The organism is Stenotrophomonas sp. C9D9 (genome assembly GCF_056491205.1).
The window spans coordinates 412,110-431,978 of the sequence record NZ_JBSZIF010000004.1; the positions used below are offsets into that span (position 1 = coordinate 412,110).

Genomic DNA, 19,869 nt, shown 5'->3' on the forward strand with positions numbered 1-19,869 from the left:
GTCAACAGTTTTTCACATTCGTGTTCACGGGTGTTTCGGCGATCGCCGCCGGGCATGGCCCGGCGCTACCAGTGGCGGTGATCCGCGCCCAGTTACATCGTATGGGTCGGCTTGTCCGAGCCGGTCAGGCCGGCCAGCAGGGTCTCGATCTTGTGACGCACGCCCTCGCCTTCGGCACCGTCGGCCAGCTGCACGCCGATGCCGGCGGTGCGGTTGCCCTGTGCGCCGGCCGGGGTCACCCAGATCACCTTGCCGGCCACCGGCAGGCGCTCGCTGGAATCGGGCAGGGTCAGCAGCAGGAACACCTCGTCGCCCAGGAAGTAGCGCTTGGGCGTGGGCACGAAGATGCCGCCATTCTTCACGAACGGCATGTACGCGCTGTACAGCGCGGCTTTGTCCTTCACAGCCAGGGACAGGATGCCCTGGCGGGCGTTGCTGGCACTCATCGATTTCCCCTTGCGGCAGGCCGCTCGTTCACCTTGTTCCAGGCCAGCAGCAACTCGACCACCGCAAGGTCTGCACGCACCGTGGTGCGCAGCAGGTCGCGGGTGCGGTTGGCCGCATCGAACCAGGCTGCAAGCTTGTGCAATCGCTCCGGCGTGGTCAAGGCATCGGTGCTGGCCTGGGCCAGCGCCAGGTCGGCGGCAAAGCGCAGGCGCAGCGCCGCGTTGTCATCGGCGCACCACTTCTGCGCCAGCTCCACCGCGCCGGTCTTGCCGGCAGCCAGCTGTTCCAGCTCGCGGCCCACGTCGCGGCGCAGGCTCAGGCCATCTTCGCGCAGCCAGTTGTCGGCCTGGCCGGGGTGGCCGCGCGCGGCGTCCAGCGCTTCGCGCGCCGATGCTTCGCTGTGGCCCTGCTGCTGCAGCCAGGCCAGCGCTTCGTGCTGCGGTGGCAGCTTGAACTCCAGGCGCTGGCAGCGGCTGCGGATGGTCTGCGGCAGGCGCGCCGGGTCGCTGCTGATCAGCCACAGGTAACGGCCGGGCTGCGGCTCTTCCAAGGTCTTCAGCAGCGCATTGGCGGCCGAGCGGTTGATCGCATCGGCCGGATCGACGATCACCACCTGCGCCACGCCGTATTGCGGGGTCAGCGCCAGCTTGTTGGTGATCTCGCGCACCTGCTCGATGACGATCTCGGTGCGCAGCTTGTCGCCACTCTTGTTCGGAATGAAGCTGACCAGCTGCAGGTCCGGATGGGTACCGGCGGCGATCAGCTGGCGCGTGCGCGTGGCATGCGCGGCATCGCCGCGCGCCAGCACGTGGTCGGCCAGGGCCAGCGCCACCTCATGCTTGCCCAGCCCGGCCGGGCCGCAGATCAGCAGGCCATGGCCGAGCCGGTCGGCATCGAGCGCGGCGACGGTCTGGTCGAACGCGCGCTGCTGCCAGGGCGAGAACGTGCTCATGCGGCCTCCCCGTCCTGCAGCCAGCGCTCGACGCACGCGACCACATCGGCCGCCACGCGTTCCTGTACCTGGCCGGCGTCGATCAGCGCAAAGCGCTGCGGGTCCTGCTGCGCGCGGCTGCGGAACACTTCGCGCACGCGCTGGAAGAAATCGTCCTGTTCGCTTTCGATGCGGTCCGGCCACAGGTCGCGGCCATTGGCGCGTGCGCGGCCGACGGCCACGTCCACGTCCAGCAGCAGGGTCAGGCCCGGCAGCAGGCCGACGGCGCGGCGCTCCAGGTCGGCAATCCACTGCGGATCAAGGCCGCGGCCACCGCCCTGGTAGGCGTAGCTGGAATCGGTGAAGCGATCGCTCAGCACATAGGCACCGCGCTGCAGCGCCGGCTGGATCACCTGGCGCACATGCTGCGCGCGTGCGGCGAACACCAGCAGCAGTTCGGCTTCGGCGCTGAGCGGTTCGGCGGCGATCTCGGCATCGGGCTTCAGCACCAGGCCGCGGATGCGCTCGGCCAGCGGCGTACCGCCCGGCTCGCGGGTCAGCACCACCTCATGGCCATGGCTGCGCAGGCAGTCACGGATGGCATTGATGGCGGTGGTCTTGCCTGCGCCCTCGCCGCCTTCCAGGCTGACGAAACGCGGGTGGCGAAGCAGCGCGGGACTCATTGCGCCGGGGTCTCCTTGGTACGTTGCTGGCGCAGCTGCTGCAGGTAGCGGGCCACTGCGGCGTTGTGCTGATCCAGGCTGGGCGAGAACACGTGCGCGCCGCTGCCATCGCCCACGGCGACGAAGTACAGCGCGTCGCCCGGTGCCGGCTGTGCGGCCGCCATCAGCGCATCGCGGCTGGGCATGGCGATCGGGGTCGGGGTCAGGCCGGCACGGGTATAGGTGTTGTAGGGCGTATCGGTGGTCAGGTCGCGGCGGCGGATGTTGCCGTCATACGCAGCACCGATGCCGTAGATCACGGTCGGGTCGGTCTGCAGGCGCATGCCGATCTTCAGGCGGCGCATGAACACGCCGGCAATCTGCGGGCGCTCGCTGGCCAGCGCGGTTTCCTTCTCGATGATCGACGCCATCGTCAGCAGTTCGTAGGGCGTGTTGATCGGCAGGTCCGGCGCGCGGCTTTCCCAGGCCTCGTCCAGTGCCTTTTCCATCGCGGCGTGGGCGCGCTTGAGCACATCGAGGTCGCTGTCGCCGCGCTGGTAGACGTAGGTCTCCGGCAGGAAGCGGCCTTCCGGATGCTGGCCACCGAAACCGAGGCGTTGCATCAGCGCCGCGTCATCAAGATTATCGGTGGTGTGCAGCAGCGGCTCGGCGCGCTTGAGCGCGGCACGCAGCTGGCGGATGTTCCAGCCCTCGATGATCGTGACGCGGTGCTGCAGCACCTTGCCGGCGCGCATGCGCAGCAGCAGCTCGCGCGGGGTCAGGTCAGCGCTGAGCGCGTACTCGCCCACCTTCAGTTTGCCGGCAGCATCGAGCTGGCGCGCCAGCAGCTGCCACTGCGCGTCCTGGCCTTCATCCACACCGGCATCGCGCAGCTTGCGCAGCACGCTGTTCATGCCATCGCCACTGGCGATGACCATGCTCTCGGCGGACGGGGTGATGGGGGCGTCGGCGAACCGGGTCTGCTGGTAGAAGAACCACGCGCCCGCGCCGGCCACGACGGCGGCCAGCACCACCACCAGCGTTACCACGAACAGACACCCGCGCTTGGCTCCCGCCATGGACTACCTCTGAACTCGATTCCGTCGTGCAGGATACCGTGCCGGTGGATTGGGGTCATGACCGGGGTGGCGCCTGCGTGCCGACCAACGGTCGGCACCCACCACAATCCATGCCTGGCGCGGCGATCAGTAGATCCACGCCATGCGTGGATGAACGGCCATGGAGGCCTCGGTGCCGACCAACGGTCGGCACCCACCAACATTCCTGCCCGGCCGGTCGATCACCCCTGCTGGCCCAGCGCGCGCAGCAGGCCGCGGGCCTTGGCGCGGGTCTCGTCCAGTTCCTTGTCCGGGTCCGAATCAACCACGATGCCGGCGCCGGTGCGGAAGCTCACCTCGTAGCCATCCACTTCGGCGGTACGGATCAGGATGTTCAGGTCCAGGTCGCCATCGCGGTTCAGCCAACCGAAGGCGCCGGTATAGGCACCGCGCGGCACCTGCTCCAGCTCCCTGATGATCTGCATGCAGCGCACCTTGGGGCAGCCGGTGATGGTGCCACCCGGAAACGTGGCGGCGATCACCTCGCCGGGGGTGATTTCCGGGCGCAGGTGGCCGCTGACATTGCTGACGATGTGGTGCACATGGGCGTAGCTCTCCACCGTCATCAGCTCATCGACCACCACGGTGCCGGGCTGGCAGATGCGGCCCAGGTCGTTGCGTTCCAGGTCGATCAGCATCACGTGCTCGGCACGCTCCTTCGGGTGGCCGACCAGCTCCTGGATGCGCGCGGCATCATCGTCCCCCTCGAAGCGCGGTCGCGTGCCGGCAATCGGGCGGGTCTGCGCATGGCCGGCATGCACCGACACCAGCCGCTCCGGCGAGGAACTGACCACATGGCGGCCGTGTGCGCTGAACAGGCCAGCGAACGGCGCCGGGTTGGCACGGCGCAGCTGCGCGTACAGCGCCTGCGGACTGACCGGCGCGGCGAACCGCGCGCTCCAGCGCCGCGACAGGTTCACCTGGAACACATCGCCGGCACGCAGGTACTCGATCACCCGGCGTACGCCGTCGGTGAAGCGCTGCGGCGCATCCTCGCCCACCGACTGCGGCGGCTGCCAGCCCTGCCCGGCTTCGGGCAGCGCGGCCGAGGCCAGTGCCACCAGCGCATCCAGCAACGCCTGCTCGCCGGCTTCAGCGATGACGAAGCTGGCATCGTTGTGGTGGTCGTGCAGCACCGCGGCCGGGCAGCGCAGTGCCAGCGCGGTCGGGCGGCCGTCCTCGCGCGCGCGCGCCGGCAGCACCGGCTCGATCTGGCTGGCCACTTCGTAATCCAGCATCAACGCCCAGCCGCCGCGGAACGGCAGGCTGTGGCTGCCGTCGTGCGGCAGGCGTTCGCGCTGCCAGGCGCGATCCAGCACCTGCAGGAAGCTGCCGGCGTGTACCGCGTCGTGCTGGTCGCGCACCTGGCCATCGGCATCCAGCCGCAGGCTATCGCCCTGCGCGGCCAGCAGCAGGCTCCAGCGGCCCTGGGCGGTGCCCGAGGCGGTGGATTCCATCAGCAGCGGAAAGCGCGCCGGGTCGTGCTGCTGCAGGGCCAGCAGATCGATCGGGTGCGGCAGCGGGTGGATCAGAGGTGCGTGGGTCATGGCAGCCAGTTCGGGAGTTCAGATGCACGGAAGCCGCCTTGCGGCGGCTCCGTAGAACGCGGAGTCGAGCATGGCCCGACGCTACACCTCGGTCAGACGCGCTTGAAGATCAGCGTGCCGTTGGTGCCACCGAAGCCGAAGCCATTCGACATCACCACGTCGACCTTGGCCTGGCGTGCTTCGTTGGGCACGTAGTCCAGGTCGCAGCCTTCGCCCGGCTGCTGCAGGTTGATGGTCGGCGGAATGACGTTGTCCTGCAGCGCCATCACCGAGAAGATCGCTTCCACGCCGCCGGCAGCGCCCAGCAGGTGGCCGGTCATCGACTTGGTGGAGCTGACCATCATCTTGTAGGCGTGGTCGCCGAAGGCGGTCTTCATCGCCATGGTCTCGCCCAGGTCGCCCAGCGGCGTGGAGGTGCCGTGCGCGTTGAGGTAACCGACCTGTTCCGGGGTCACGCCAGCGTCCTTCATGGCCATGACCATGCAGCGGGCGGCGCCTTCGCCGTTCTCGCTCGGTGCGGTCATGTGGTACGCGTCGGAGCTGGCGCCGAAGCCGGCCAGTTCACAATAGATCTTCGCGCCACGTGCCTTGGCGTGCTCGTACTCTTCCAGGATCAGGATGCCGGCGCCGTCGCCCAGCACGAAGCCGTCGCGGTCCTTGTCCCACGGGCGCGAAGCCTGTTCCGGGGCGTCGTTGCGGGTGCTCATGGCCTTCATCGCGCAGAAGCCGCCCAGTGCGGTCGGCGACGAGCCACGCTCGGCACCACCGACCACCATCACGTCGGCATCGCCGTACTGGATCATGCGCATCGCGGTACCGATCGAATGGTTCGAGGTCGCGCATGCCGACACCGCCGAGAACGACGGGCCCTTCAGGCCGGTGATGATGCTCAGCTGGCCCGGCAGCATGTTGATGATGGTCTTGGGCACGTAGAAGGGCGAGATCTTCTTGCCCTCGTGGAACTCGATGGTCTGCTCTTCGATGCCGAGCAGGCCGCCGATGCCGGCGCCGACGATGGCGCCGATGCGCTCGGCATTGGCGTCGGTGATGTCCAGGCCCGAGTCATGCAGGGCCATGAACGAGGCACCGAGGCCGTAATGGATGAACGGGTCCATCTTCTTGGCATCCTTGCCGCTGACCCGGAATTTGCCGAACAGTTCATTGTCGGCGGTGATGTCGAATCCCTTGACCTCACCTGCAATCTTGGTGGTGAACCGATCCAGGTAGGCATCCGCAACGTTGGTCAGCGGACCGATGCCCGAACGACCCTGGGTGATGCCTTCCCAGCTGCTGGCCAGATCATTGCCCAACGGCGAGACGATACCCAGGCCGGTTACGACGACGCGACGCTTCATTGCTGATTCTCCTGACCCGGCTGATTTCAACGGGCAACTCGGTTTGCTTCGGTGTGATGCTCAAACACACGGGGCCGCAACTGCGGCCCCATGGGGTGCGGTGCGCGGCGAGCATGGGCCCGCGCGCGCACTGCCGTCTGACATCAGGCCTTGACGTGGGCCTTGATGTAGTCGATGGCGGCCTGCACGGTGCTGATCTTCTCGGCTTCTTCGTCCGGGATCTCGCACTCGAATTCTTCTTCCAGGGCCATCACCAGCTCAACGGTGTCCAGCGAGTCAGCGCCCAGGTCATCGACGAACGATGCGCTGTTGGTGACTTCTTCTTCCTTGACGCCAAGCTGTTCGACGACGATTTTCTTGACGCGTTCTTCGATGGTGCTCATGGGATCTCGCTCCAGATGGAGTTGTGGTTCAAAAGTGGTCGCCATCAAAGGCGATGGCCGTGGGATAGTGTAGTGGAAACCGGCGCGGCCTTGCATTGCAGCAAAAACCTTCGCAGATCAACCACTTGCGGCGCAATCCCTGCGCCCCTTGCTTACGGCATGTACATGCCGCCGTTCACATGGAGGGTTTCGCCGGTGATGTAACCGGCAGCCGGGCCGGCCAGGAAGGCCACCGCATGGGCGATGTCTTCCGGCGAACCCAGGCGTTCGAGGGCGATGTCGTTGATCAGCGCGGTACGCGCTTCTTCCGGCAACGCCTTGGTCATGTCGGTGTCGATGAAGCCAGGTGCGACAACATTGACGGTGACACCGCGCGAACCGATTTCCTTGGCCAGCGACTTGCTGAAGCCGATGATGCCGGCCTTGGCCGCGGCGTAGTTGGCCTGGCCGGCATTGCCGGTCACGCCCACCACCGATGCGATGTTGATGATGCGCCCCTTGCGCGCCTTCATCATGCCGCGCATCACCGCCTTGCTGGTGCGGAACACGCTGGTCAGGTTGGTGTCGATGATCGACGCCCAGTCCTCGTCCTTCATGCGCATCAGCAGGTTGTCGCGGGTGATGCCAGCGTTGTTGACCAGGATCGAGATCGGGCCGAATTCCTTGGCGATGTCCGCCAGCACGGCATCCAACGCGGCAGCGTCGGTGACGTTCAGCGCGCGGCCGTGACCGCCGTGGGCGGCCAGGCGCTCACCGATCGCGGCAGCGCCGGATTCAGTGGTGGCGGTGCCGATGACGGTGGCGCCCTGGGCGGCCAGCAGATCGGCGATGGCGGCACCAATGCCACGGCTGGCGCCGGTGACCAGTGCGATTTCACCCTGCAGGGGCTTGCTCATGATGTTTTCCTCAGGCTGGGACGGCCGCCGCACCCGTGCCGCTTGCAGCGGCCACCGGTACAGTCGGCAGGAACAGGGAAATCAGGCCGACCATGCCTCACGGGCGGCTTCGAAGTCGCCCGGCGTGGCCAGCGAACGGCCATCGATGGCCTTGTCGATGCGCTTGACCAGGCCGGTCAGCACCTTGCCCGGGCCGCACTCGGCGATCTGGGTGATGCCACGGGCGGCCAGCGCCTGCAAGCACCCGGCCCACTGCACCGGCTGGTACAGCTGCTGGACCAGCGCGGTACGGATCGCGTCAATGCCGTCATGAACCTGGGCGTCGACGTTCTGCACCACCGGCAGCTGCGGCGCCTGCCAGGACAGGCCGGCCATCACTTCGGCCAGGCGGTTGGCGGCTTCGCGCATGAGCGGGGTGTGCGAGGGCACGCTGACGGCCAGCTTCACGGCCTTTCGCACGCCCTTTTCGGCCAGCAGCGCCAGCGCACGGTCAACCGCATCGGCGTCGCCACCGATCACGATCTGGCCCGGCGAATTGAAGTTGGCCGGCACCACCACCTGGCTGCCTGCGGCTTCGGCGCAGACGTCCAGCACCAGCTGGTCTTCGGCGCCGAGCACGGCGGCCATGGCGCCGACACCGGCCGGTGCGGCTTCCTGCATCAGCTGGCCGCGCAGGCGCACCAGGTGCGCACCGTCATGCAGGCTCAGCGCGCCCGCCGCGACCAGGGCGGTGTACTCGCCCAGGCTGTGGCCGGCCAGCACCGACGGGCGCGGACCGCCCACGGCGTTCCAGGCGCGCCACACGCCGATGCTCGCGGCCAGCAGGGCCGGCTGGGTATATTCGGTACGGTTGAGCATTTCCTCCGGGCCGCCCTGGGACAGCGCCCACAGGTCGACGCCGGCACCATCGGATGCCTCGGTGAAGGCTTCACGCACCTGCGGGTGCAGTTCGGCCAGCTCGGCCACCATGCCCACAGACTGCGAGCCCTGGCCGGGGAAGACAAAAGCGAGGGTGGATACGGTCACGCGGTCATCCGCTTGTTGCAATCGAAGCGGGCCATGATAAGGGGGAACATGCCGTGTCGTCTGTACGTGCGCGTATGCACGCGTATGGTGGGCGGCCGGGCAAGCGCAACGGGGTCAGATCCCTTTTCCGCAGGAAAAGGGATCTGACCCCTGTCAGCCATCAGCAGAACAGCTGCAGGACGTCCAGATCGCCGTCGGCGAGGAAATCCACGCACAGGCCCACCAGCATCAGCACGCCGGCAGTGCTGGCGCCGTGGGCAATGAAGATCGAATGGGCCAGCGCGCGCGCCGAGCGACCCAGCTTCATGCAGACCCGGGCCAGGCTGCGCAGGCGGCCACTGACCGCATGCACGTGCTCGCGCACAGGCTCCTGAACGTCGCCCATCGCTTCGGCCATCATCGCCTGCAGGTGCTCGGGGCGGTCGGCGTAGTACTTGGCCACGCCATAGCCGAACATCAGCCAGTCGCGGGCCTGCGCTTCGGACAGGTCCATCACTTCCAGCGGATCTTCCTCGAAGTCGATGAAGCCGACCTTCTCGCCATCCCAGGTGAGGTTGCGCGGCAACGGCTGGCCAAAATAGGCACCACGGGCATGCGCTTCGGCAATGGCCTGCATCGCCGCCATCACCAGCCGATCGCGACCGGTCTCGTCGGCTTCGCGCAGACAGGTATTGAACGAGCTGCCGTTGTCACCGATCACCAGGGCGGCATGGCCGGTGCCCAGGACGTCAGGCACGTTCACACCCTGCGCCTGCAGTTCCGCGAGGCGGCGGGCTTCGGTTTCGCGTGCGGCGTCGCCACCGCGGTGCGGTGGCGGGCGCAGGGCATCGAGATGGAAACGGCGGGCAACAAAATTGAGCAGGCCCAGGGCCATTGCTCGGCTTCCCTTGCCGTACTGCTTCAGCCAGGCACGTTGCCCTTCGATGACGATGGGCTCAACCATGACAGGTCCTCCTTAAACGCGTTACGGCCCCAGAGGGGCCGCAACGACAAAGCTTCACATTGTCGTAACTTGCACTATCAATAGCGCAACAGGGCCGAACCCCAGGTGAAGCCGCCGCCAAAGGCTTCCAGCAGGAGCAGCTGGCCGCGCTCGACCTTGCCCGAACGCACGGCGGCGTCCAGCGCCAGCGGCACCGAGCCGGACGAGGTGTTGCCGTGCTTGTCGACGGTCACCACGACCTGGTCCATCGACATGTCCAGGCGCTTGGCGGTGGCTTCGATGATGCGCAGGTTGGCCTGGTGCGGGATCAGCCAATCCAGGTCGGACTTGTCCAGGCCGTTGGCGGCCAGGGTCTCGTCCACGACCGAGTCCAGCGCCTTGACGGCGTACTTGAACACGTCGTTGCCCTTCATGTTGATGGTGCCGCCACCGTTGGCGCCGTCCTTGAAGCCGGTCGAAACGCCAACCGGGTTCCACAGCAGCTCCTTCTTGCTGCCATCGGCATGCAGGTGGGTGCTGAGGATGCCGGTGTCTTCGTCGGCCTTGAGCACGACAGCGCCGGCGCCATCGCCGAACAGAACGCAGGTGGTGCGATCGTTCCAGTCGACCATGCGGGTCAGCGTTTCGGTGCCGATCACCAGCACGTGCTTGCAGTCGCCGGAGCGGATGAACTTGTCGGCCACGCCCAGCGCGAACACGAAGCCCGAACAGGCCGCGTTGACGTCGAAGGCGGGGCACCCGGCCACACCGAGCTTGGCCTGGATCAGGCACGCGGTGGACGGGAAAATGAGATCAGGCGTGGTCGTGCCGACCACGATCATGTCGAGCTGCGAGGCATCGATGCCTGCGGCTTCAAGCGCGCGCAGGGCGGCGTTGTAGCCAAGGTCGCTGGTGGTTTCGCCTTCGGCCGCGATGTGCCGTTCACGAATTCCGGTGCGCGACTGGATCCACTCATCCGAGGTTTCGACCATTTTTTCCAGGTCGGCGTTGGTCAGGACTTTTTCCGGCAAATAGCTACCGGTGCCCGCGATCCTCGAATAGATCCGCTTGCTCATCATGTTTCCTGTTGCGCGGGCCGCCGATCACCGGCACGCCCGGGAAAGAAGGCAAAGGCCGCTGCCCGGAGGCAGCGGCCTTCCCGGCACATCAATCTTCTTCGACGGCCGAGGTCTTGGTCTGGATGACCTTCTTGCCGCGGTAGAAACCGTCGGCAGTGATGTGGTGACGCAGGTGCACTTCGCCGGTGGTCGGGTCGGTCGACAGCTGCTTGGCGCTCAGGGCGTCGTGGGCACGACGCATGCCGCGGCGGGACGGGGTGACACGGGATTTCTGCACAGCCATGGGATTGCTCCAAACTCGGTTCGATTTGCTTCGTCGTATCGTCGCGCAGGACGCCAGCGCCCAGCACACTTTCGCTTTCGCCGCAGCCGCCGACGACAATCCGGCTGCTATTGTTTCTTCAGTGCTGCCAACGCCGCAAACGGATTGGCCTTCTTCGTTTCTTCTTCGCTCGGTGCCCAGTCCTTGTCGACTGCCTCACCGTCGGGCGACAGCGGCACAACCGGCACTGCCAGCACCAACTCGTCCTCGACCAGGTCCAACGGACGCAGCTGGCCGTCTTCCGGCACCAGCAACGCCTCGTATTCCTCCGGCAGGGACGATTCCTCGTCCTCGTCGCGGATCAGGCCAAGCCTCTGGGTCACCTTCACCGGCAACAGGAATCGCTGCATGCTGCGCTGACAGGTCAGCGGCAACGCGGTGTCGATGGTCAGTTCCACATAGGATACCCGCAAGACGTCGTCGCGACCGAATTCAAGCGAGTAGACACACTCGCCGTCGGTATCTGCGACCAACCCCTGCAGGCGGGTCAATTCAGCCAGGGAGACCTGACCGTCGAAGCGCCTTCGCGCTACAACCATCCGCCAGGCATCCAGCGTTTCGGGCACGTTCGCGGACATAAGCCGCTGAATACTAAGGATCGCGCCGCCCGCTGTCAAATGCCCGCCCTACAGGACTTGCCGCTGCCGCCGTGGAGGGGCCAGACTGCCGCGCCCTGCCCCGGTATTGTCACATGTCACTGGTCCTGGCCTCCACCTCCCGCTACCGTCGTGAACTGCTGGAACGGCTGGGCCTGCCCTTCGAATGCGCACGCCCGGACGTGGATGAGACTCCCCTGAATGGGGAAGCTCCGCTGGCCCTGGCCACGCGCCTGGCCGCCGCCAAGTCCGCCGAGGTGGCCGCCCGCTACCCCGGCGCCTGGGTGATCGGCTCGGACCAGGTGGCCGATCTGAACGGCCAGCCGCTGGGCAAGCCCGGCACGTTCGAGGCGGCCTGTGCGCAGCTGGCGGCGATGTCCGGGCAGACGGTGCGCTTTCACACGGCGATCAGTCTCAGGCGGGATGGAGAATCCCTCGCCGCCCTGGACCTGACCGAAGTGCGCTTCCGCGAGCTGGACCCGCAGGAGATCACGCGCTATGTCGCCGCCGAGCAGCCACTGGACTGCGCCGGCAGCTTCAAGTGCGAGGGCCTGGGCATCAGCCTGTTCGAGGCAATCGACAACCGCGACCCGACCGCGCTGGTCGGCCTGCCACTGATCGCGCTGTGCGGCCTGCTGCGCCAGGCGGGGTTCGCAGTGCCCTGAACTGTAGAGCCGAGGCCCATGCTCGGCTGTCCTTTTTGTAGCGTCGAGCCATGCTCGACCGTCTTTGGAGAAGCAGTCGAGCATGGCTCGACGCTACGAAAGCAGAAGCCTCAACGAACCTCGAACGGCTGCTCCTGCCACGCCTCCACACTGCCGTCGCGCCCGTGCAGGCGCAGGCCAAGCCAATGCCGGCCCGGCGCCAGCGTGGTGGTATCCAGCGATGCGTCGAAGCCCACCGCCGGATGCTGCGGATCGGTGCTGTCCGGCCAGGCCTGGCGGATGTCGAACACGCGCCCGTAGCGCGCATCACCGATCGAACGGCCATCGACCAGCACTTCGATGCGCGCCAATCCGACGCCATCCTTGAACGCCCAGCCCTTGATGGCGAGCGTTCCGGAGACCTTCTCACCGTTGGACGGCGCATCCAGCCAGGCCATTGCCGGCGTCACGCAGGGCCCCTGCGCGCGCTGCACCGGCAGCCGGAACAGCAGGAAGCGCTGGAAACCATGATCGCTGTTGACCACGCGTGGCGCCGGCAGCGGCCCCACCTGCTCGCAGATGGCGTGATAGCGCGCCAGCAGATCGCGGTAGCGCTGGTCGCTGGGTGACAGCACCAGCAGCATCGGCGCACTGCGCGGGCCTTCGTGCAGCAGGTCCCACTGCGCCAGCTGTGCGGTCCGCCCATGCTTGTCGTTGAGCGGATGTGGCAATACCTCGATATCACCGTTGCCCAGCTGGAAGCCCAGTTCGGCACCGACCTTGAAGTTGCCGGCCAGCACACGCGTGCCCGGCGGCATCTGCCGCAGTTCGTCACGCACCGCCACGGCCAGCGGCTGCCAGCCGGCAAAGTTGCGCGGGTAGTACTTGCTGCCGGCCATCTGCTCGCGCAGCGCCGGCGTGGACGCCATCAGGTAGTAGCCGAAGGCCAGCACGGTGCCTGCAGCCGCCAGCCACCAGCCGGTACGGCGCAGCCAGCGCGGCCAGCCATTGAGGACCACCGGCACGGCCACCAGCAGCGCCAGGTAGCCCGGCAATGGCCAGTGGAAACTGATCCGCTCGACATCGGTGAAGAAGCCCAGCAGGAAGATGCCCAGCGTCGACACGCCGCCCACCAGGCCGAAATAGCGCCACTGCACCCGCGCACCACCACCGCTGCGGGTACCTGCCAGGGCGACCTTCCACATCGCGATGCACAGGATCGGCGTCACCAGCATCGGCTGGATCACCAGGAACCACAGTCCGTCCCATTCGAACGTCCACGGGTGGCGCTCGACCACCTGGAACTTCAGGCCGGCATCATGGTTGTCCGCATTCCAGGCCAGCAACGGCAGCCAGGCCAGTACACCCACCGCCAGCGCCACCCACACGCGCGGGTCGGCCAGCATGCGGCGGCCCTGCGGCAGCGCCAGCAGCGCAATGAAGCCGACACCGATGACGCCAATGAAACGGTAGTGGCTGAGCGCACCGATCAGCAGGCCCAGCGCCAGCTTCATCGCCGACGACGCATCCACGTTGTGCAGCAGGCGCGCACCTGCATGCAGGCAGATCACTGCGGCCAGTGCCATCGGCACATCCGGCACGGCCAGCAGGCCCAGCGTGGCCGACAGCGGCATCAGCAGGGTCAGGCTGCCCGCCTGCCACCCTGCGACGTTGCCAAACCAGCGTGTGGCGATGCGCACCACCAGCAACGGCAGCAGCGCACCGATGGCCAGGAACGGCAGGCGCAATGCCAGCACATGATGGCCACCGATCTCCACGCCCAGGCGTGCGAGCCACGCCGTCAGCCCCGGCAGGTCGGAATAGGCAGCGGCCAGGTGCTGGCCTTCCTGCCAATAGAACGCCTCATCGACGAACAGCGGCAGGCGCGCAGCCACCACCAGCTTGGCCGCTGTGATCAGCGTCCATAACCAGAGAAATATTGTCCGCGCGCGCTGTTCGCCTTGCATTGCTCTATGGATAATCGAATGGATTCCAGACCTGAGACGATCATGCCAGCCTCGTCCCCCAATCCCAGCATGCTAACCGATCAACTGCGCCAGGCCCTGCGGGAGGCACAGGATCAGGTGAACGCACTGGTGCTGGGCAAGGTGCCGGAAGTCAGGCTGGCCTTTGTCGCCCTGCTTTCCGGCGGCCACCTGCTCATCGAGGATCTGCCCGGCCTGGGCAAGACCACGCTGGCGCATGCACTGGCCAGCAGCCTCGGCCTCAGCTTCCAGCGCGTGCAGTTCACCTCCGACCTGTTGCCGGCCGATGTGCTCGGCGTGTCGGTGTACGAGGCCGGCAGCCGCCAGTTCCAGTTCCACCCCGGCCCGGTGTTCACCCATGTGCTGCTGGCCGATGAGATCAACCGCGCGCCACCGCGCACGCAGAGCGCGTTGCTGGAAGCGATGGCCGAGCAGCAGGTCACCCTGGATGGACAGACGCATCCGCTGCCCGACCCGTTCTTCGTGATCGCCACGCAGAACCCGGTCGATCTGTCCGGCACCTTCCCGTTGCCGGATTCTCAGCTGGATCGTTTCCTGCTGCGGCTGGCGATGGGCTACCCGAGCGCGCAGGCCGAGCGCGAGCTGCTGCGTGGCAGTGATCGTCGTGACCTGATCGCGCGCGCGGTGCCGAAGCTGGACGACACCCAGGTGCGTGCGCTGCGTGAAGCAGTTGGCCAGGTGCATGCCAGCGACGCGCTGATCGACTACGTGCAGGCACTGTTGACCCGCAGCCGCCAGCATGCCGGCGTACGCGTGGGCCTGTCGCCGCGTGCCGGGCTGGCCCTGCTGCGCGCGGCCAAGGCGCATGCGCTGCTGCTCGGCCGCGGGCATGTGGTGCCCGAAGACGTGCAGACCCTGTTCGTGGCGGTGGCCGGTCATCGCCTGGTGGCGGAGGCCGAATCCAGCTCCGGGCCTGCACTGGCGCGGGCGATCCTGCAGACCGTCGCGGTGGACTGAAGGTGGCCACACGCTGGGCACGCATGCAGCTGCTGGCACGCCCACGCAGGCCCGAAGCCTTGCCGCAGCGGCTGGACCGCCATCGCATCTATGTACTGCCGACCCGCTTCGGCCTGTTCGTCGCCACGCTGCTGTCGGCGATGCTGCTGGGCGCATTGAACTACAACAACAACCCGGCCCTGCTGCTGGCCCTGTTGCTGGCCGCAGCGGCGATCGCCAGCGCCATCGCTGCGCACCTGCAGCTGTCCGGCATACAGATCGATGCAATCTCCGCCGAACCGGTTCCAGCGGGGCATCCCCTGCGCCTGCGCGTGGACCTGTCGCTGCGCGACCCGCGCGCGCGCCATGGGCTGCACCTGCAGCTGGGCGCAAGCGAGGCCTGGGTCGCACTGCCTGCACACGGCCGCGGCGAAGTGGAGCTGGATGTCCCCAGCGAGCGCCGCGGCTGGCTGGAACTGCCCCGCATCCGCCTGTCGAGCACGCAGCCGCTGGGGCTGGTGCGGGCATGGTCGTGGGTGTGGCCGGAGCAGCCGCTGCTGGTCTATCCACTGGCCGAGGCACTGGCACCTCCGCTTCCGGAAAGTGGCAGCGATCCACTGCACACCCGCGCCCACGCCAGTGGCGAGGAGCTGCACCAGCTGCGCCCCTATCGTGCCGGCGACGCCCCGCGCAGCATTGCCTGGAAACACTCGGCACGCCGCGACAGCCTGCTGGTACGCGAGTACGAAAAACCGATCGGCATCGAAGTGGTGCTGGACTGGCGCGCGCTGGCACCGCTGGGCCATGAAGCGCGCATCGCGCGGCTGGCACGCTGGGTCGACATGGCCGAGCGCGAAGGCCGACGCTACACACTGCAGCTTCCGGCCCATCCACCGTTCGGGCCCGGCCAGGGCGCCAGCCACCACCACCTGTGCCTGCGCGCACTGGCGCTGATGCCCCATGACTGAGCCTGCCGTCCTGCTCGATCGCAACGCACGCAGCTGGACCCTGGCCAGCGCAGCGCTGGCGCTGCTGCCACTCCTGCTGCAGCTGCCGCCGGTGCTGGCCATCGTGATCGCGATCGCCGCCGTGCTGACCGCTGCGCTTTCCCGGCGGCGCGTGCTGCCGATGCCGGTGCGCCTGCTGCTGGTGCTGGCCATGCTCGCCACCATCGTCTGGCAGATGGGCATGGTGCGGCCGGGCCGTGATACCGGTTGTGCGCTGCTGGCGGCGATGCTGGCAATCAAATCCAGCGAACTGCGCAACCTGCGCGACGCGCGCAGCCTGCTGGGATTCGCGCTGTTCTCGCCGTTCGCGGCCTTCCTGCTCGACCAGGGACCACTGACCACCGGACTGGCGGCGCTGGCCGCGGTTGCCGCACTGCTGGCGCTGCAACGCCTGGCCCAGGACGAGGGCCACAGCCCTCGCCTGCCGCTGCGCGGGCAACTGCGTGGTGTCGGCCGACTGCTGGGCATCGGCCTGCCGCTGGCTCTGGCCTGCTTCTGGCTGTTCCCGCGCTTGTCCGCGCCGCTGTGGGGCGTACCCGAACGAGCGGTGGGTACACCCGGCCTGGCTGACAGCATGGCGCCTGACCAATGGCTGGACCTGATGGCCGACGACACCCCGGCGCTGCGCGTGCAGTTCTTCGGCGCGGTGCCCGAGCCCGCACAGCGCTACTGGCGCGGTCCGGTGCTGACGTCCTTCGATGGCCACCGCTGGAGCCGCGATCGCGCGACGGCCCGGCGCCCGGCCCCGGTGGTCGAAGCCGCCGCACAGGGATGGGACTACCAGATCGACTACGAGCCCACCGACCGTCGCCTGCTGGTGGCCCTGGACCTGCCCAGCCGCGCACCGGAGGGCAGCAGCTTCGATGCGGACATGAGCCTGCGCAGCGACCGCACGCTGTCCGCGCTCAGCCGCTGGCGGTTGCATTCGGCACCTCCGCAACGGTTCGACACCGATCTGTCGCCCTACCTGCGCCGCGCCGCGTTGCAGCTTCCGCCCGGCTTCAATCCGCGCACCGCCCAACTGGCACAGCAATGGCGGCAGGAGGCCGGCAATGATGACGAGGCCATCGTCCGCCGTGCGCTGCAATGGATCACCCGCGACTTCTCCTACACGCTGGAAACGCCGGTGGCGGGACGGGATCCGGTCGACGATTTCCTGTTCAACTACAAGGCAGGCTTCTGCCAGCACTTCAGCTCGGCCTTCGTGGTGCTGATGCGCAACGCCGGCATTCCGGCCCGGGTGGTGACCGGCTTCGCGGGCGGCACCCGCAACCGCATCGGCGACTACTGGGTGGTGCGGCGCATGGATGCCCACGCCTGGGCCGAAGTCTGGCTGCCGCAGCGCGGCTGGGTCCGGGTCGACCCGACTGCGGCCGTGGCACCGGAACGCATCCTGGACACGCTGGACGACCGCCTGCAGGCCGGCACGGAGACCCCGCTGCAACAGCGCTGGCTGCAGCTGGGGCAGATGGGTGACTGGCTGCGCCGCGGCTGGAACGACCTGGTGCTGTCCTTCGACGCACGCCGCCAGCAGCAACTGCTCAAGCCGTTCGGGCTGGATGATCTCGGGCCGGCGCAGCTGGTGACCGGCTTCGTGGTCGCGGCGCTGCTGGCACTGGCGTGGATGGCCTGGCTGCTGGCCCGCGGCGAGCGCGAGCGCGACCCGCTGCTGCGCGCCTGGCACCGGCTGGGGCAGCGCTATGCACGCCTTGGCCTGGCCCGCGAACCCAACGAGACAGCATGCGACTGGTCACGGCGGGTACACGCCCAGCGCCCCGACCCCGCCCTGCTGGCACTCAGCCAGCGTTTCGCCGACGCGCGTTACGCTGGAACTTGCACCGACCTCGCTTCATTATTGCGGGACCTGCGCAGGCATCGCCCGACTTCCGGAGCCTCCCCATGAACACCAAGTTCCTCCTCACCGCTGTGGCCACGCTGGCCCTGTCGGCCTGCGCCACGGCCCCCAAGCCGCTGCAGGGACAGTTCAGCCTGGTCTCCCCGCGCGACTCGGTCGCCACCCAGCAGGTCGGCACGCCGGTCCGTTGGGGCGGTCGCATCATCGAAACCAAGCCCGGCCAGGGCGAGACCTGCTTCCAGATGATCTCGCGCCCGCTCAACGCTAGCGGCCGCCCGAACACTACCTCGTCCGACGCCAGCGACGGCCGCTTCATCGCCTGCCGCGCCGGTTTCTACGACCCGGCCGTGTTTGAAGCCGGCCGCGACGTGACCTTCATCGGCAAGATCGACGGCTACCAGAACACCCGCATCGGTGAGTACGACTACCGCCTGCCGAAGCTGTCGGCCGATGTGATCTACCTGTGGCCGGAACAGCGCCAGGTCGATGTGGTGCCCTACCCCTATGGCCCGTGGGGCCCGGGCCCGTATGGCCCGTACTGGGGTGGTTACGGCCGTTGGGGCTGGTGGTGATCGCCATCCGCCATGCGTGATCGAAAAAGGCCGCCTTCGGGCGGCCTTTTTTCATCCACGCATCGCGTGGATCCACTGCGGGCAATGATGGATGCCGGGCGCTCAGCGCCCCGGCGTACCGAAATGCCCCAGCGGCGCACCCGCCAGCAGGTGCATGTGGATGTGGAACACGGTCTGCCCGGCATGCTCGCGGCAGTTCATCACGATGCGGTAGCCATCCTGCGCGAAGCCTTCGCGGCGCGCATACTCGGCGGCGGCCAGGGCCAGCTTGCCGATCAGGTGCGCCTGCGATGGCTGCAGGTCGTCCAGGGTCGGGATGATCTCGTTCTTCGGAATGAACAGTACGTGCACCGGCGCCTGCGGTGCGATGTCCTTGAAGCCCAGCACCTCGTCGTCCTCGTAGACGATGGTGGCCGGGATCTCGCGACGGATGATCTTGCTGAAGAGGGTTTCGTTGCTCATGGTCGGCCTCGGCGGGATGTCTTGCGCATTGTAGGCCGGACACGCCGGGCGCTGCCCGGACAGCGCTCAGTCGCGGAATTCGCTGCGCGTGCCGAACGCGTGTGACAGCGTGCCGCGGTCAACGTATTCGAGTTCGCCACCGAGCGGCAGGCCCTGCGCCAGCCGGCTGGGCTGCACCTTGCGCGCGCGCGCCAGCTGCGCCAGGTAGTGCGCGGTGGCTTCGCCTTCGACGGTGGCACTGGTGGCGATGATCAGCTCCTGCACCTCGCCTTCGGCCAGCCGTTGCTCCAGCTGCTCCAGGCCCAGCTCGCGCGGGCCGATGCCATCGAGCGGCGACAGCCGGCCCTGCAGCACGAAGTAGACACCGCGGAAGCCGGTGGCGTTCTCGATGGCCAGGCGGTCGGCCGGCGATTCGACCACGCACAGCTGGCTGCGCTCGCGGCTGCTGTTGGCACAGGTCGGGCACAGCTCGGTTTCGCTGAAGTCGCGGCATTGCGCACAGTGGCCGATGCGCTCCACCGCCAACGCCAGGGCTTCGGACAGTCGCTGGCCACCTTCGCGCTCGCGCTCGAGCAGGTGGTAGGCCATGCGCTGTGCGGTCTTCTGGCCGACGCCAGGCAGCACCCGCAGTGCGTCGATCAATTGTTCAAGCAGGGGTGCGGACACGGCTTCATGCTTTCATGGCGTCGAGCAGGCTCGACAGCTACGTGTAGAGCCGAGCCATGCTCGACTGAGGGTTGCAGCGGGCACCTGCAGCGACAGGCGCCCCGCCACGAATCAGAACGGCAGTTTCATGCCCGGCGGCAGCTGCATGCCGGCGGTGGCCGAACCCATCTTCGACTTCGACTCGGCATCGATCTTGTTCGAGGCATCGTTGAAGGCGGCCGCGATCAGGTCTTCCAGCATTTCCGGGTCACTGGCCAGCGACGGGTCGATACGCACCTTGCGGCATTCCTTGGCGCCGGTCAGGGTCACGCTGACCATGCCGCCACCGGCACTGCCGGTCACTTCGATCTTGGCGATTTCTTCCTGGGCCTTCTGCAGGTTTTCCTGCATCTTCTGGGCCTGCTGCATCAGTTGGGCGATATTGCCGCGCATAGTGT

At 67.5% G+C, this 19,869-nt stretch carries 22 protein-coding genes; 5 read left to right on the forward strand and 17 right to left on the reverse strand.

The genetic code is table 11. The annotated features are described in order from the left end of the window. Positions 1-92 precede the first annotated feature (92 nt). The 13 genes from ACXI0D_RS07335 to ACXI0D_RS07395 all read right to left on the reverse strand — a co-directional run bounded on the left by ACXI0D_RS07335 (position 93) and on the right by ACXI0D_RS07395 (position 11,266). The gene (locus ACXI0D_RS07335) at positions 93-446 is read right to left on the reverse strand and encodes a PilZ domain-containing protein (protein WP_005412452.1); all 354 of its coding nucleotides are present in this window, start codon (positions 444-446) and stop codon (positions 93-95) included. Then, entirely contained in the window at positions 443-1,399 is a 957-nt protein-coding gene (locus ACXI0D_RS07340; protein WP_119007214.1) for a DNA polymerase III subunit delta', read from the reverse strand. The genes ACXI0D_RS07335 and ACXI0D_RS07340 overlap by 4 nt, the downstream gene beginning before the upstream one ends. Further along, the gene (tmk, locus tag ACXI0D_RS07345) at positions 1,396-2,061 is read right to left on the reverse strand and encodes a dTMP kinase (RefSeq protein ID WP_119007215.1); all 666 of its coding nucleotides are present in this window, start codon (positions 2,059-2,061) and stop codon (positions 1,396-1,398) included. The genes ACXI0D_RS07340 and tmk overlap by 4 nt, the downstream gene beginning before the upstream one ends. Then, on the reverse strand, positions 2,058-3,119 hold the full coding sequence (gene mltG, locus ACXI0D_RS07350; RefSeq protein ID WP_101765031.1) for an endolytic transglycosylase MltG: 1,062 nt from the start codon (positions 3,117-3,119) through the stop codon (positions 2,058-2,060). The genes tmk and mltG overlap by 4 nt, the downstream gene beginning before the upstream one ends. 221 nt (positions 3,120-3,340) lie before the next feature. Continuing rightward, complete coding sequence (locus ACXI0D_RS07355; RefSeq protein WP_119007216.1) at positions 3,341-4,705, reverse strand: aminodeoxychorismate synthase component I; 1,365 nt, start codon at positions 4,703-4,705, stop codon at positions 3,341-3,343. Between the two features lie 92 nt (positions 4,706-4,797). Further along, a complete protein-coding gene (fabF, locus tag ACXI0D_RS07360; protein WP_014036191.1) occupies positions 4,798-6,060 on the reverse strand; it encodes a beta-ketoacyl-ACP synthase II in 1,263 nt (420 codons plus the stop codon). Positions 6,061-6,203: 143 nt separating this feature from the next. Next, positions 6,204-6,443 (reverse strand): acyl carrier protein, encoded by a 240-nt coding sequence (acpP, locus tag ACXI0D_RS07365; protein WP_005415509.1) that lies wholly within the window; start codon positions 6,441-6,443, stop codon positions 6,204-6,206. 152 nt (positions 6,444-6,595) lie between these two features. Beyond that, the gene (gene fabG / locus ACXI0D_RS07370) at positions 6,596-7,339 is read right to left on the reverse strand and encodes a 3-oxoacyl-ACP reductase FabG (RefSeq protein WP_049421577.1); all 744 of its coding nucleotides are present in this window, start codon (positions 7,337-7,339) and stop codon (positions 6,596-6,598) included. An 81-nt stretch (positions 7,340-7,420) separates the two neighbouring features. Continuing rightward, positions 7,421-8,365, reverse strand: coding sequence for an ACP S-malonyltransferase (gene fabD / locus ACXI0D_RS07375; RefSeq protein ID WP_479642455.1), 945 nt, complete (start codon positions 8,363-8,365; stop codon positions 7,421-7,423). Between the two features lie 160 nt (positions 8,366-8,525). Continuing rightward, positions 8,526-9,308: a BUD32 family EKC/KEOPS complex subunit gene (locus tag ACXI0D_RS07380; protein ID WP_119007218.1), complete on the reverse strand. Its 783-nt coding sequence runs from the start codon at positions 9,306-9,308 to the stop codon at positions 8,526-8,528. Positions 9,309-9,385: 77 nt separating this feature from the next. Next, positions 9,386-10,363, reverse strand: coding sequence for a beta-ketoacyl-ACP synthase III (locus tag ACXI0D_RS07385; protein WP_049443384.1), 978 nt, complete (start codon positions 10,361-10,363; stop codon positions 9,386-9,388). A gap of 91 nt (positions 10,364-10,454) precedes the next feature. After that, positions 10,455-10,649, reverse strand: coding sequence for a 50S ribosomal protein L32 (gene rpmF, locus ACXI0D_RS07390; protein WP_004154640.1), 195 nt, complete (start codon positions 10,647-10,649; stop codon positions 10,455-10,457). A 107-nt stretch (positions 10,650-10,756) separates the two neighbouring features. Beyond that, positions 10,757-11,266 carry a YceD family protein gene (locus tag ACXI0D_RS07395; RefSeq protein ID WP_049404889.1) on the reverse strand — a complete coding sequence of 170 codons (510 nt, stop codon included), beginning with the start codon at positions 11,264-11,266 and terminating at the stop codon, positions 10,757-10,759. 113 nt (positions 11,267-11,379) lie between these two features. Here ACXI0D_RS07395 and ACXI0D_RS07400 point away from each other — a divergent pair, with 113 nt between their 5' ends. After that, complete coding sequence (locus ACXI0D_RS07400) at positions 11,380-11,949, forward strand: Maf family protein (RefSeq protein ID WP_119007219.1); 570 nt, start codon at positions 11,380-11,382, stop codon at positions 11,947-11,949. Between the two features lie 110 nt (positions 11,950-12,059). On the opposite strand, the gene ACXI0D_RS07405 is transcribed toward ACXI0D_RS07400, so the two are convergent. Beyond that, positions 12,060-13,895 carry a glycosyltransferase family 39 protein gene (locus ACXI0D_RS07405; RefSeq protein ID WP_432591125.1) on the reverse strand — a complete coding sequence of 612 codons (1,836 nt, stop codon included), beginning with the start codon at positions 13,893-13,895 and terminating at the stop codon, positions 12,060-12,062. Between the two features lie 42 nt (positions 13,896-13,937). Between ACXI0D_RS07405 and ACXI0D_RS07410 the strand changes: the two genes are divergently transcribed. The 4 genes from ACXI0D_RS07410 to ACXI0D_RS07425 are packed head-to-tail and all read left to right on the forward strand — an operon-like array spanning position 13,938 to position 18,304. Continuing rightward, positions 13,938-14,891 (forward strand): AAA family ATPase, encoded by a 954-nt coding sequence (locus ACXI0D_RS07410; protein WP_014036185.1) that lies wholly within the window; start codon positions 13,938-13,940, stop codon positions 14,889-14,891. A 23-nt stretch (positions 14,892-14,914) separates the two neighbouring features. Beyond that, on the forward strand, positions 14,915-15,838 hold the full coding sequence (locus ACXI0D_RS07415) for a DUF58 domain-containing protein (RefSeq protein WP_049443428.1): 924 nt from the start codon (positions 14,915-14,917) through the stop codon (positions 15,836-15,838). Beyond that, a complete protein-coding gene (locus ACXI0D_RS07420) occupies positions 15,831-17,780 on the forward strand; it encodes a transglutaminase TgpA family protein (protein WP_119007222.1) in 1,950 nt (649 codons plus the stop codon). Before ACXI0D_RS07415 ends, ACXI0D_RS07420 begins: the two co-directional genes overlap by 8 nt. After that, complete coding sequence (locus ACXI0D_RS07425) at positions 17,777-18,304, forward strand: Slp family lipoprotein (protein WP_014036182.1); 528 nt, start codon at positions 17,777-17,779, stop codon at positions 18,302-18,304. Before ACXI0D_RS07420 ends, ACXI0D_RS07425 begins: the two co-directional genes overlap by 4 nt. A gap of 102 nt (positions 18,305-18,406) precedes the next feature. On the opposite strand, the gene ACXI0D_RS07430 is transcribed toward ACXI0D_RS07425, so the two are convergent. The 3 genes from ACXI0D_RS07430 to ACXI0D_RS07440 all read right to left on the reverse strand — a co-directional run bounded on the left by ACXI0D_RS07430 (position 18,407) and on the right by ACXI0D_RS07440 (position 19,864). After that, the gene (locus ACXI0D_RS07430) at positions 18,407-18,766 is read right to left on the reverse strand and encodes a histidine triad nucleotide-binding protein (protein ID WP_014036181.1); all 360 of its coding nucleotides are present in this window, start codon (positions 18,764-18,766) and stop codon (positions 18,407-18,409) included. 66 nt (positions 18,767-18,832) lie between these two features. Further along, on the reverse strand, positions 18,833-19,432 hold the full coding sequence (gene recR, locus ACXI0D_RS07435) for a recombination mediator RecR (RefSeq protein ID WP_049443379.1): 600 nt from the start codon (positions 19,430-19,432) through the stop codon (positions 18,833-18,835). 111 nt (positions 19,433-19,543) lie between these two features. Next, positions 19,544-19,864 carry a YbaB/EbfC family nucleoid-associated protein gene (locus ACXI0D_RS07440; protein WP_004154630.1) on the reverse strand — a complete coding sequence of 107 codons (321 nt, stop codon included), beginning with the start codon at positions 19,862-19,864 and terminating at the stop codon, positions 19,544-19,546. Positions 19,865-19,869 lie beyond the last annotated feature (5 nt).